The organism is Pseudomonas sp. F9001 (assembly GCF_013385435.1).
Taxonomy (GTDB): Bacteria; Pseudomonadota; Gammaproteobacteria; order Pseudomonadales; family Pseudomonadaceae; genus Aquipseudomonas.
Window position 1 is genome coordinate 386,416 of the sequence record NZ_JACAPX010000013.1, and the last position, 13,673, is coordinate 400,088.

Consider the following 13,673-nt stretch of genomic DNA (forward strand, 5'->3'; position numbering starts at 1 on the left):
TTGTTAGTGACGCTGTCGGCTGCTGTGCGCTTCGTAGGCACGGCTGAATTCACGCCCGAACAGGTCCTGGAAATCTTCCTGGGCCTCCCGGGAAATATTGCTGTAGAGCTCGGTGAACTGCTGCCAGTACTGGGCCTGGCGCGAGCCGTTGAAAATGCTCGACAGCCCGCCGGGCTTGCCCATGCGCTCTTCGAGCTGCGCCGGTTCAAAGCGCGTCAGCAGGTGCTTGATGGCGGCTTCGACCCCGGCCATGACGGCCAGTTGGTGGGCGCGCAGATCGTCGAAACTGTCGCGCACGGCCAAGTCCGGTGCCATAAACGCCTGATTGCTGTGGCGTAGGAGCAGCAGTAGCGCTTCATCGGCATTCGGGGCGAATTTCAACGGATTGTTTTCCACCGGTTGAATCACCGTCTGCTGCATGCGGAACTCGCCCTTGAGGCTGCTGCGGGCACGCAACACGTCGATCAGGCCTTCGACCATCAGCCGGTAACTGCGGCCGATGCTTTCCATCTGGGCTTCGGCCTGGGCCTTGTCCAGGCGCAACTGATCGAGGCCCGCACCACGCAGGAAGGCTTGCAACAGGTCGGGTTGGCTGGCATCAGCCACCGGGAGCGGGCGCTCGACCTTGGGCGGCTCGATGACCGGCGGCTGTGGCGGTGTTGGCGGCGGCGGTGCAACAGGCCTGGGTGCCGGGGCATCGCCGAACAGATCCCAGTCTTCGGGGATTACTGAGCCCGAGACCACCGGCGCAGGCGGCTCAGCCACGGGCAGCGGTGTCGGCGGGCGGAAGTCGTGCTGCTCGGCCGGCACGTGATCGTGCACGGTGGCCGGCGGTACGCTGGTGGGCGCGAGGAAGTCGAACAGGTCCGGCAGGGTGTCCATCGACGAGGCGCCCTGGAACTGCGGCGCGATCACCGGAGGTGGCGTCGGGGCCTTCACGGCGGCACCCATCAGGGCTTCGAAACTGTTGGAAGCGTCACCGGTGAAAGACGGGGTATCTGTCACTTTCAGGTTGAAATCGATACGCGCCTGGATCTCGTAATCGCCGATGCGGATCAGTTCGCCGTCCTGCAATGGCTCGCTGCTTCCCCGCCGCAAACGAATACCGGCATGCACTAACTCAACTCCATTAGTGCTGTTATCAGTTAAGTAGTAACGACCATCTTTGTACTGAATAACGCAATGTTGCGTGGAAACAAGACGTTCTGGATCAGGCAGTACCCAGTCATTTTCGGAACCGCGGCCAATAGCCATCACTCCCTGGTCCAGGGACTTTTCAGAACACTGGCCAGGGGTAATCTTGTGATAACTAGTGATAGTCAAGCACAGCGACATCTTGCCTCCTTGCTGATACTTCCCGCGCGGCCGTTCCCTGGGAGAAATGCTCCGAGAGATCCACGACAGATCCTTTCAAAACCTTGAAAGCCTGCTTCAACCCGCGTAATTGCTGATCTTAACCGGCCTGTATGACAAAAATCCTGCCTCGGCACCTGCTTCGACTGATCAGTCGCACAAGATGTTAAGCACCGCACATCTGTCATAGAGGGCGAATAGCTTACCTTGACAAGGCATAAGTACTACACCAAAAATGCACAACTTCTTGAACACCAATGATGGCACTTTGAAATCAACATGATGTCAAAGCGCTAAATAAGACCAAGAAAACATGCAAAGTTCCTCGCGCAACTAATGCATGAGTTGCCCGTCATCTAACGGGCTGATAGGGAGATCGAATTTAGTGGATGTGCCTCTGCTGCTCGCCGCCGTTTCCGCGACTTCGCCCTGTGGCGAAGACTTGGAATATGACGCCGATTACTTGCATCTTGAGCGTGCCGCACAGGGTCAACCCGAGCGCAGCATGGGCGACTCGATCCTGCCTGCCGAACCTCCGGAATGGCGCAGCATCCAGCAGCAAAGTCTCGACCTCCTGCAACGCAGCAAAGACCTGCGCATCACCCATTTCCTGTTGCAAGCCGCCCTCGCCCTCCAGGGCATTGCAGGTCTTGCCGACGCACTCGCGCTGATCAACGCGCTGCTGCGCGAATACTGGGCCGACCTGCATCCGCGCCTGGATGCCGATGACGACAACGACCCCACCGTGCGCATCAATGCCCTCAGCGGCGTGGCCAGCGACGCGAACATCCGCCTGCTGCGTGAGGCCATTCTCACCCGTTCGCGCACCTTCGGGCCCGTCAGCCTGCGCGCCGCGCTGAATGCCAGCGGGCTGCAGAGTTTCCCCGGCGAAAACCTCGGTGCCGAACAGCTTAACGGCGCATTCCTCGACAGCGATGCCGAGCAACTGCAAGCCACCCGCGACGCGCTGAACGCCGCCCGCGACGCCTGTGAGGCCATCGAACAATACGTCAGCGACCAGGTAGGTTCCGCCCAGGGCGTGGACCTCGGCCCCTTGAAGCAACTGCTCAAGCAGGCCGCGCAGATACTTAACCAATACGCCCCACACAGCGGCGCTGCCAGCGAGCCCGAGGTTGTCAGTGACGACAATGCCCCCTCGGTTGAATACGCCGCCGCGCCCGTTGCAGCACGCCCGACCGGCGACATCGCAAGCCGCGATGAAGTGCTGCGCAGCCTCGACAAGATCCTTGCGTACTACACCCGGCACGAGCCTTCGAGCCCGCTGCCGGTGCTGTTGAACCGAGCGAAGAATCTGGTGCACGCCGACTTTGCGGCCATCGTGCGCAACCTGATTCCCGACGGCATGTCCCAATTTGAAAATCTGCGCGGGCCGGACAGCGAATAAGCGTACGGATCGCGCAGTTACAACACCGTCGCTCAAGCGACCAGGAGCAGCAACGTGGCGAAGCAAAGTTCTCAGAAATTCATCGCGCGCAACCGTGCGCCTCGGGTGCAGATCGAGTACGACGTCGAGCTCTACGGCGCCGAGAAAAAGGTCCAGCTGCCCTTCGTCATGGGCGTGATGGCCGATCTCGCCGGCAAGCCCGCCGAGCCTCTGGCGCCTGTGGCCGACCGCAAGTTCCTTGAAGTGGACGTCGACAACTTCGACTCGCGCCTCAAGGCCATGCAGCCACGCGTCGCGTTCCACGTGCCCAACGAGCTGACCGGCGAAGGCAACCTGAGCCTGGACATCACCTTCGAAAGCATGGACGACTTCAGCCCCGCCGCTGTGGCGCGCAAGGTCGATTCGCTCAAGCAACTGCTCGAAGCCCGCACCCAGCTGGCCAACCTGCTGACCTACATGGACGGCAAGACCGGCGCTGAAGAAATCATCATGAAGGCGATCAAGGACCCGGCACTGCTTCAGGCACTTGCCAGCGCGCCCAAGCCTGCAGGGGAGCAGTAATCATGACTGACAATACCGCCCGCGAAGGCACCCAGATCCTGGGTACCACCGAAGAAGCCAGCGAGTTCGCGAACCTGCTGCTGCAAGAATTCAAACCCAAGACCGAGCGTGCCCGCGAAGCCGTGGAAACCGCTGTGCGCACCCTGGCCGAGCAGGCTCTGGCCCAGACCGACCTGGTGTCCAACGACGCGATCAAGTCGATCGAATCGATCATCGCCGCCATCGACGCCAAGCTCACCGCCCAGGTCAACCAGATCATCCATCACCAGGATTTCCAGCAGCTGGAAAGCGCCTGGCGTGGCCTGCACTACCTGGTGAACAACACCGAGAGCGATGAGCAGCTGAAGATTCGCGTGCTCAACATCTCCAAGCCGGACCTGCACAAGACCCTGAAGAAATTCAAGGGCACCGCGTGGGATCAGAGCCCGATCTTCAAGAAGATGTACGAAGAAGAATACGGCCAGTTCGGCGGCGAACCCTACGGTTGCCTGGTGGGCGACTACTACTTCGACCAGTCGCCTCCCGACGTGGAGCTGCTGGGGGAGCTGTCGAAAGTCTGCGCCGCCATGCACGCACCGTTCATTGCCGCCGCTTCGCCAACCGTGATGGGCATGGGCTCGTGGCAGGAACTGTCGAACCCGCGCGACCTGACCAAGATCTTCACCACCCCGGAATACGCCGGCTGGCGCTCGCTGCGTGAATCGGAAGACTCGCGCTACATCGGCCTGACCATGCCGCGCTTCCTGGCGCGCCTGCCGTACGGTGCCAAGACCGATCCGGTGGAAGCCTTCGCCTTCGAAGAAAACACCGACGGTGCCGACAGCTCCAAGTACACCTGGGCCAACGCCGCTTACGCGATGGCGGTGAACATCAACCGTTCGTTCAAACACTTCGGCTGGTGCTCGCGCATCCGTGGCGTGGAGTCGGGCGGTGAAGTCGAGAACCTGCCGGCCCACACCTTCCCGACGGATGACGGCGGTGTGGACATGAAGTGCCCGACCGAAATCGCTATCAGCGACCGCCGCGAAGCGGAACTGGCGAAGAACGGTTTCATGCCGCTGCTGCACAAGAAAAACACCGACTTTGCCGCCTTCATCGGCGCCCAGTCGCTGCAGAAACCGGCCGAATACGATGACCCGGATGCCACCGCCAACGCCAACCTGGCCGCGCGCCTGCCGTACCTGTTCGCCACCTGCCGTTTCGCCCACTACTTGAAATGCATCGTGCGCGACAAGATCGGTTCCTTCAAAGAGAAGGACGAGATGCAACGCTGGTTGCAGGACTGGATCCTCAACTACGTCGACGGTGACCCGGCGCACTCCACCGAAACCACCAAGGCCCAGCATCCATTGGCTGCCGCCGAAGTGATCGTGGAAGACGTCGAAGGCAACCCGGGGTACTACAACTCCAGGTTCTACCTGCGCCCGCACTACCAGCTCGAAGGGCTGACCGTGTCGCTGCGCCTGGTATCGAAGCTGCCTTCGGCGAAAGGCGCGTAACACCGTCGCTCGTTCCCACGCTCCGCGTGGGAATGCCGCCCGGGACGCTACGCGTCCCAGTGACGCAGAGCGTCACAAGATGCGTTACCACGCAGAGCGTGGGAACGATCAGCGTTAACAAATTCTGTGGCTGAGACCACACAGGGAGAAAACATGGCTGTTGATATTTTCATCAAGATCGGCGACATCAAGGGCGAGTCCATGGACAAGGCCCACAAGGACGAAATCGACGTATTGAACTGGAGCTGGGGCATGGCCCAGTCCGGCAACATGCACGTGGGCGGTGGCGGCGGTGCGGGCAAGGTGAACATCCAGGACCTGTCGCTGACCAAGTACGTCGACAAGGCCTCGCCCAACCTGATGATGCACTGCGCGAGCGGCAAGCACATCGACAAGGTCACGCTGACCGTGCGCAAGGCCGGCGGTGAAAGCCAGGTCGAGTACATGATCATCAACCTCGAAGAAGTGCTGGTCACTTCCCTGAGCACCGGCGGTTCGGGCAGCGATGACCGCCTGACCGAAAACGTGACCCTGAACTTTGCCCAGGTGATGGTGGACTACCAGCCACAGAAAGCCGACGGCACCAAAGACGGCGGCGCGATCAAGTTTGGCTGGAACATTCGCTCCAACACCAAACGCTGATTGCCCCTGTAGCCGCCACCCCAAGTGGCGGCTGCAAGCCCCCTGTTCCTCTCGCAACCCGTCCGTGGAGCTGCTTTGGTGGTAACTGAAATTGCTTCCCGCGATCGCCTGCAACCGTCCCTGCTGGACCGGTTGACCGACGATGACCCGACCAATCCCAAGGAAAGCGCCGACAAACGCGTGCTGTCCCTGAGCCAATTGAAAGCCTCGGTGCTGCGTGACCTGACGTGGCTGCTCAACACCACTTCACTGCTCAACGCCGATGCCACGCTGCACACGCCTGCCGGTACGTCGGTGGTCAATTACGGGCTGCCGGCGCTGGCGGGCAACAGTGTCTCCAGTGTCGACATCAGCGCCCTGGAGGCCTTGATTCGACAAGCCATCGCCACCTTCGAGCCGCGCATCCTGCGCCACACCTTGCGGGTCAAGGCACGCGTCGGCCACGGTGAGATGAACCACAACGCCCTGAGTTTCGAGATCGAAGGCGACCTGTGGGCGCAGCCGGTGCCGTTGCGCCTGTTGCTGCAAACCGACCTGGACCTGGAGTCCGGCCATGTGCGTGTGGTCAATGCCGACCAGCGGAGACGCCCATGAACCCGCGCTTGCTGGAGCTGTATAACCAGGAACTGCACCACGTGCGCGAAAGCGCCGCCGAGTTCGCCAAGGAATACCCGAAGATCGCCAGTCGGCTGACCCTGTCCGGCATGGACTGCGCCGACCCGTACGTCGAGCGTTTGCTCGAAGGCTTTGCGTATCTCACGGCCCGGGTCCAGCTCAAGCTCGACGCCGAGTACCCGACCTTCACCAACAATCTGCTGGAGATCGCCTACCCGCACTACCTGGCGCCGACCCCGTCGATGACCGTGGTGCAGTTGCAGGCCGATCCCGATGAAGGCTCCCTGGCCAGTGGTTTTCCACTGCCCCGCGACACCGTCCTGCGCGCCGCCTTGGGCCGCGAAACCCAGACCTGCTGCGAATACCGCACCGCGCACCCGGTGACGCTGTGGCCGTTGCAGGTCGCCCAGGCCGAGTACTTCGGCAACCCGTCCGCCGTACTCGGGCGTTTGGCTGCCAGCGAACCCAAGGCCAAGGCTGGCCTGCGCCTGACCTTGCGTACCGGCGCCGAGCTGCCGTTCAACAGCCTGGCGCTGGATAATTTGCCGTTGTACCTCAGCGGTGCCGACGAACAACCGTTCCGCCTCTACGAACAACTGCTGGGCAATGCCTGCGCGGTGTTCGCGCGCAAGCCCGGCGGTGACTGGGTTGAGCGCCTGCCGCCGGAGGCCTTGCGCTCCCGGGGTTTCGATGACGCCGATGCGGCGATGCCGGTGGTGCCGAGAGCGTTCCAGGGCTATCGCTTGCTCCAGGAATACTTCGCCCTGCCCCACCGTTTTCTGTTCGTCGAATTCGCTGAACTGAGCCGTGCAGTCAAACGCTGTGACGGCCAGGAACTGGAACTGATCGTGCTGTTCGACCGTCACGATCCAAGCCTGGAAGGCAGCGTCGGCAAGGCGCAATTCGTGCCGTTCTGCACCCCGGCAATCAACCTGTTTCCCAAGCGTGTGGACCGGATTCATTTGTCCGAGCGGGTCAACGAACACCATGTGATCGCCGACCGCACACGACCGATGGATTTCGAGATTCACTCCTTGAGCGGCATCACGGGCCACGGCACCGGACCGGAGCAACCGTTTTTGCCGTTCTATGCAGTACGCGATCCGTCGCGCTATGGCCGTGACCAGGCTTACTACACGGTGCGTCGCGAACCCCGCGTGTTGTCCAGCGACCAGCGCCGCAACGGGCCGCGCTCCACCTATGTGGGAAGCGAAACCTTCGTCAGCCTGGTGGACACCCAGCAAGCCCCGTACCGCCATGACCTGCGCCAACTGGGCGTGACCGCACTGTGCACTAACCGCGACTTGCCGCTGTTCATGAGCGTGGGCAACGGCAAGACCGACTTCACCCTGGCCGACAGTGCGCCGGTCTTGGCCGTGCGCTGCGTCGCCGGGCCAAGCCGCCCGCGCGCCAGCCATGCCCATGACGCCAAGGCCTGGCGTCTGATCAGCCAGTTGTCGTTGAACTACCTGTCGCTGAGCGAGCAAGGCCAGGGCGCCGCCGCGCTGCGTGAACTGCTGCGCCTGTATGGCGACAGCAACGACGCCGCCCTGCAATTGCAGATCGAAGGCCTGCGGGAAGTCAGCAGCAAGGCGGTGACCCGGCGCCTGCCGATGCCCGGCCCGATTGTGTTTGGCCGCGGCCTTGAGATCACTCTGGAATTTGATGAAAACGCGTTCCGCGGCACCGGCGTGTTCCTGCTCGGTGCGGTGTTTGAACGGTTCCTGGCACGCTACGTGTCGATCAACAGTTTTACCGAGACGGTGATCCGTACCACCGAACGCGGCGAGATCATGCGATGGAAAGCCAAGCCCGGACGCCGTCCGACCCTGTGAGTACCCTGGATGCGATGCATCAGGAGCCCTGGGAATATGACTTCTTCCAGGCGCTGCGGCGCATCGAGTGCGAATCGCCGGACCTGCCACGCCTGGGGCATTCCCTGCGCCTGGCGGATGACCCGCTGCGTCTCGGGCAGCAGGCCGATTGCACCTTTGCGCCGGCCACATTGGCCTCGGTCGAACCTGGGGCTGAAGGCCAGCCGGCACGGCTGGAGCAGTTCTTCTTCGGCCTCGGCGGCCCCAACGGCCCGCTGCCGCTGCACATCACCGAGTACGTGCGTGAGCGCCAGCGCAACAACGCCGACAGCACCAGCAAGCGCTTCCTGGATGTGTTCCACCACCGCCTGCTGACCCTGTTTTATCGCGCCTGGGCCGAGGCGCGGCCGACCGTCAGCCATGACCGCCCGGACGATGACTACTGGTCGGCGCGCCTCGCCGCATTGAGCGGTCGCGGCACCCCGAGCCTGCTCAACCAGGGCCTGATCCCCGACACGGCGAAGCTGCATTACAGCGGCCACCTGTCGGCACAAACCCGCTATCCGGACGGCCTGAAGGCGATTCTCGGCGAGTACTTCGGCCTGCCGGTGGAGATCGAAGAGTACGTCGGACAATGGCTGGAGCTGCCCGAACGCAGCCGCGTGAGTGTCAGCGCCAACCAGCTGGGCGTGGACTTTTGCCTCGGCAGCCACGTGTGGGACCGCCAGCATAAATTCCGCATTCGCCTGGGCCCGCTGAAGCTCGATGACTACATGGGCATGCTGCCCGGCAGCCAGCCGTTCAACGAGCTGGTGGCGTGGGTCGCCGAGTACCTGGGCCACGAACTGGACTGGGACCTGAACCTGGTTCTGCAACAACCGGAAGTGCCGGCCCTGCAACTCAACGGCCAGTTCCGCCTGGGCTTCAACACCTGGCTCGGCCAACCCGAGCATGACGCCAACGACCTAATCCTGGCCCGGCATTACGCCGAACACGCCAACACCTCAAGGAATCCAGAGCATGGGTGAAATCAGTCGCGCCGCACTGTTCGGCAAACTCAACAGCGTGGCCTACAAGGCCATCGAAGCCGCCACCGTGTTCTGCAAGCTGCGGGGCAACCCGTACGTGGAACTGGCCCACTGGTTTCACCAGTTGCTGCAACTGCAGGACTCGGACCTGCACCGCATCATTCGACAGTTCAATGTCGAGCCGGCGCGTCTGGCGCGCGACCTGACCGAAGCCCTGGACCGCCTGCCCCGTGGCTCGACGTCGATCACTGACTTATCGTCCCATGTGGAAGAAGCGGTCGAGCGTGGCTGGGTCTACGGCAGCCTGATGTTTGGCGAAAGCCAGGTGCGCACCGGTTACCTGGTGCTGGGAATTCTCAAGACGCCGAGCCTGCGCCATGCGCTGTTGGGCTTGTCCGGTGAGTTCGACAAGATCAAGGCCGAAGCCCTGAGCGAACGCTTTGACGAATACGTCGGCGACTCGCCGGAGAATGCACTGAGTGCCAGCGACGGCTTCAATGCCGGTGCTGTACCGGGCGAGGCCAGCGGCGCCATGGCCCCGAGCGCGATGGGCAAGCAGGAAGCCCTCAAGCGCTTCACCGTCGACCTGACCGAACAGGCCCGCAGCGGCAAGCTCGACCCGATCGTCGGGCGTGACGAAGAGATCCGCCAACTGGTGGACATCCTCATGCGTCGCCGCCAGAACAACCCGATCCTTACCGGTGAAGCCGGCGTCGGCAAGACCGCCGTGGTCGAAGGCTTCGCCCTGCGCATCGTCGCCGGCGACGTACCACCCGCGCTGAAAGATGTGGAACTGCGCAGCCTCGATGTCGGCCTGCTGCAAGCCGGCGCGAGCATGAAAGGCGAGTTCGAACAACGCCTGCGCCAGGTCATCGAAGACGTCCAGGCTTCGCCGAAACCGATCATCCTGTTTATCGACGAAGCCCACACCCTGGTAGGTGCCGGTGGCGCCGCCGGGACCGGTGACGCGGCCAACCTGCTCAAGCCTGCCCTGGCCCGTGGCACCTTGCGTACCGTGGCCGCCACCACCTGGGCCGAGTACAAGAAGCACATCGAAAAAGACCCGGCCCTGACCCGCCGTTTCCAGGTGGTGCAAGTGGCCGAGCCGTCGGAAGACAAGGCGTTGCTGATGATGCGCGGCGTGGCTTCGACCATGGAAAAACACCATCAGGTGCAGATCCTCGACGAAGCGCTGGAAGCGTCAGTGAAGCTGTCCCACCGCTACATTCCGGCGCGTCAATTGCCGGACAAATCCGTGAGCCTGCTGGACACCGCCTGCGCCCGCGTCGCCATCAGCCTGCACGCGGTGCCGGCAGAAGTCGACGACAGCCGCCGCCGTATCGAGGCACTGGAAACCGAGCTGCAAATCATCGCCCGCGAGCACGCGATCGGCATCGCCATCGGTGCGCGCCAGACCAACAGCGAAGTGCTGCTGAGCACCGAACGCGAGCGCCTGGCCACCCTGGAAAGCCGTTGGGCCGAAGAGAAAACCCTGGTGGATGAGTTGCTCGCCACCCGTGCGACGTTGCGCGAAAAATCCGGTGTCGTGGACAGCGGCGATGATCAATTGCGTGCCCAATTGGTAGACCTGCAACAACGCCTTAGCACCCTGCAAGGCGAAACCCCGCTGATCCTGCCGACCGTGGACTACCAAGCGGTGGCCTCGGTGGTCGCCGACTGGACCGGCATCCCGGTGGGCCGCATGGCCCGCAACGAACTGGAGACGGTGCTCAACCTCGACCAGCACCTGAAGAAACGCATCATCGGCCAGGACCACGCCTTGCAGATGATCGCCAAGCGCATCCAGACCTCCCGCGCCGGCCTCGACAACCCGAGCAAGCCGATTGGCGTGTTCATGCTCGCCGGCACCTCCGGCGTGGGCAAGACCGAAACCGCCCTGGCCCTGGCCGAAGCCATGTACGGCGGTGAGCAGAACGTGATCACCATCAACATGAGCGAGTTCCAGGAAGCCCACACCGTGTCCACCCTCAAGGGTGCGCCACCGGGCTACATCGGCTATGGCGAAGGTGGCGTGCTGACCGAAGCCGTGCGGCGCAAACCCTACAGCGTGGTGCTGCTGGACGAGGTGGAAAAAGCCCACCCGGACGTGCATGAAATCTTCTTCCAGGTGTTCGACAAAGGCGTGATGGAAGACGGCGAAGGCCGGGTGATCGACTTCAAGAACACCTTGATCCTGCTGACCACCAACGCCGGTACCGAGTTGATTTCCCAGGTCTGCAAAGACCCGGCGAACATCCCCGAGCCCGAGGAAATCGCCAAGGCCCTGCGCCAGCCGCTGCTGGAGATTTTCCCGCCGGCGCTGCTCGGCCGCCTGGTGACCATTCCGTACTACCCGCTCAGCGACGAGATGCTCAAGGCAATCACCCGCCTGCAACTCAACCGCATCAAGAAGCGTGTGGAGAACACCCACAAAGTCGCCTTCGATTACGACGACGACGTGGTCGACCTGATCGTGTCCCGCTGCACCGAAACCGAAAGCGGCGGGCGGATGATCGACACCATCCTCACCAACAGCCTGCTGCCGGACATGAGCCGCGAATTCCTCACCCGCATGCTCGAAGGCAAGGCGCTGGCGGGCGTGCGAATCAGCACACGGGATAACGAATTGCACTACGACTTCAACGATTGACCTGACGGAATGCGATCAAAACTGTGGGAGCGGGCTTGCTCGCGAAGACGGCGTATCAGTTGATGCATCCGGTGACTGATTCACCGCGTTCGCGAGCAAGCCCGCTCCCACAGTTGGAGCTGGTTCCTACAGTTATTACGCTATTTACGGGTTAACCGATGTTATTCAACCAAGCCTCACGCCTGGCCAAGATCACCAGCCCCCTGGGGCCGGATGTGCTGCTGCTCAATGAAATGGGTGGCGGCGAAGAGCTGGGTCGGCTGTTCAATTTCGAACTGCAGCTGACCTCGCTGGACGCCAACATCGACCTCAACCAGTTGCTGGGCAAGCCCATGAGCCTGAACCTGCAAATGGCGGACGGTGGCGAGCGGCACTTCCACGGCATCGTCGCCCGCTGCAGCCAGAACATCGACCAGGGCCAGTTCGCCAGCTATCAGGTGACTTTGCGCCCGTGGTTGTGGCTGCTGAGCCGCACCTCCGACTGCCGGATTTTCCAGAACCTGAGCATCCCGCAGATCATCAAGCAGGTGTTTCGCGACCTGGGCTTTTCCGACTTCGAAGACGCCCTGAGCCGGCCGTACCGCGAGTGGGAATACTGCGTGCAGTACCGCGAGACCAGCTTCGATTTCGTCAGCCGCCTGATGGAACAGGAAGGCATCTACTACTTCTTCCGCCACGAGCAGGACCGCCACGTGCTGGTGCTGGCCGATGCCTACGGTGCCCACGCCAACGTGCCCGGCTACGCCTCGGTGCCTTACTACCCCAAGGACGAGCAGCAGCGCGAACGCGACCATATGCACAACTGGCACCTGGCACAGGAAGTACAGCCCGGCTCCCTTGAGCTCAACGACTACGACTTCCAGCGCCCCAGCGCGAGCATCGACGTGCGCTCGGCCATGCCGCGCCCGCACACCGCCGGCGACTACCCGCTGTACGACTACCCCGGCACCTACGTCAAAAGCGAAGACGGCGAACACTACGCCCGCACCCGCATCGAAGCCCTGCAAACCCTGCACGAACAAGTGGAGTTCAGCGGCAATGCGCGCGGCCTGGGTTCCGGCCACCTGTTCAGCCTCACCGGCTTCAGTCGCCGCGACCAGAACCGCGAATACCTGATCGTCGGCGCCCGCTACTACATCTCCCAGGAAAGCCTCGAAAGCGGCGGTGGCGCGCCTTCGGCCCAGTTCGAAAGCACCCTCACCTGCATCGACGCACAACAGAGTTTCCGCCCGCTGGCCAACACCTACCGGCCCATCGTCAAAGGCCCGCAGACCGCGCTGGTGGTGGGCCCCAAGGGCGAAGAAATCTGGACCGACCAATATGGCCGGGTCAAGGTGCATTTCTATTGGGACCGCCACGACCAGTCCAACGAAAACAGCTCATGCTGGATTCGCGTATCGCAGTCCTGGGCCGGAAAAAACTGGGGCTCGATGCAGATCCCGCGAATCGGCCAGGAAGTGATTGTGAGCTTCCTGGAAGGCGATCCCGACCGGCCGATCATCACCGGCCGGGTGTACAACGCCGAGCAGACCGTGCCTTACGACCTGCCGGAAAACGCCACCCAAAGCGGGATGAAAAGCCGCTCCAGCAAAGGCGGCACGCCGGCCAACTTCAATGAAATCCGCATGGAGGACAAGAAGGGGTTGGAGCAGCTGTACATCCATGCAGAGCGTAATCAGGACATCGTGGTAGAGGTGGATGAAAGTCATTCGGTGGGGCATGACCGGAACAAGAGTATTGGGCATAACGAGACGGTGACGATTGGGAACAATCGAGTGCGCATCGTCAAGCATCAAGACATCCTCTCGGTGGGCCAGAGAAAGACCGACAGCATCAGCCAGAGCTACGTGATTGAAGTGGGCGAAAACCTGCGATTGGTCTGCGGTAAAAGCATCCTGGAGTTGAACGCCAGCGGGCAGATCAACCTGAGTGGCGTAAATATCAGCTTCCACGCCAGCGGCGATGCCGAATTCAATACCGGCGGCGTCCTGCACCTGAACAACGGCGGCGGCCCCGGCGCAACACCCGATGGTCAGGGCATGAAAGCCAGCATCGACGCCAATATCAAAGCCGCGTTCCCCGCGCCTAAAAGCTCCTGACGAGACC

10 protein-coding genes are annotated in these 13,673 nt (G+C 62.2%); 9 read left to right on the plus strand and 1 reads right to left on the minus strand.

The features are described 5' to 3' along the window. Positions 1–3: 3 nt before the first annotated feature. Complete coding sequence (gene tagH, locus HX818_RS14385) at positions 4–1,335, minus strand: type VI secretion system-associated FHA domain protein TagH (RefSeq protein ID WP_023659289.1); 1,332 nt, start codon at positions 1,333–1,335, stop codon at positions 4–6. Positions 1,336–1,738: 403 nt separating this feature from the next. Here tagH and tssA point away from each other — a divergent pair, with 403 nt between their 5' ends. From tssA to HX818_RS14430, 9 genes are all read left to right on the plus strand, one after another. After that, a complete protein-coding gene (tssA, locus tag HX818_RS14390; protein WP_102370171.1) occupies positions 1,739–2,758 on the plus strand; it encodes a type VI secretion system protein TssA in 1,020 nt (339 codons plus the stop codon). A 54-nt stretch (positions 2,759–2,812) separates the two neighbouring features. Further along, positions 2,813–3,319 (plus strand): type VI secretion system contractile sheath small subunit, encoded by a 507-nt coding sequence (gene tssB / locus HX818_RS14395; protein ID WP_003213340.1) that lies wholly within the window; start codon positions 2,813–2,815, stop codon positions 3,317–3,319. A 2-nt stretch (positions 3,320–3,321) separates the two neighbouring features. Continuing rightward, on the plus strand, positions 3,322–4,818 hold the full coding sequence (tssC, locus tag HX818_RS14400) for a type VI secretion system contractile sheath large subunit (protein ID WP_003213343.1): 1,497 nt from the start codon (positions 3,322–3,324) through the stop codon (positions 4,816–4,818). 153 nt (positions 4,819–4,971) lie between these two features. Continuing rightward, positions 4,972–5,460 (plus strand): type VI secretion system tube protein Hcp, encoded by a 489-nt coding sequence (locus HX818_RS14405; protein ID WP_003213345.1) that lies wholly within the window; start codon positions 4,972–4,974, stop codon positions 5,458–5,460. Between the two features lie 78 nt (positions 5,461–5,538). Further along, a complete protein-coding gene (gene tssE, locus HX818_RS14410) occupies positions 5,539–6,054 on the plus strand; it encodes a type VI secretion system baseplate subunit TssE (protein ID WP_003213348.1) in 516 nt (171 codons plus the stop codon). Continuing rightward, a complete protein-coding gene (tssF, locus tag HX818_RS14415; protein WP_003213350.1) occupies positions 6,051–7,910 on the plus strand; it encodes a type VI secretion system baseplate subunit TssF in 1,860 nt (619 codons plus the stop codon). The genes tssE and tssF overlap by 4 nt, the downstream gene beginning before the upstream one ends. Then, positions 7,874–8,917, plus strand: coding sequence for a type VI secretion system baseplate subunit TssG (gene tssG / locus HX818_RS14420; RefSeq protein ID WP_177020303.1), 1,044 nt, complete (start codon positions 7,874–7,876; stop codon positions 8,915–8,917). Before tssF ends, tssG begins: the two co-directional genes overlap by 37 nt. After that, on the plus strand, positions 8,910–11,567 hold the full coding sequence (gene tssH, locus HX818_RS14425) for a type VI secretion system ATPase TssH (protein ID WP_177020304.1): 2,658 nt from the start codon (positions 8,910–8,912) through the stop codon (positions 11,565–11,567). The genes tssG and tssH overlap by 8 nt, the downstream gene beginning before the upstream one ends. Positions 11,568–11,725: 158 nt before the next feature. Next, complete coding sequence (locus tag HX818_RS14430; protein WP_177020305.1) at positions 11,726–13,666, plus strand: type VI secretion system Vgr family protein; 1,941 nt, start codon at positions 11,726–11,728, stop codon at positions 13,664–13,666. The last annotated feature ends 7 nt before the right edge of the window (positions 13,667–13,673 follow it).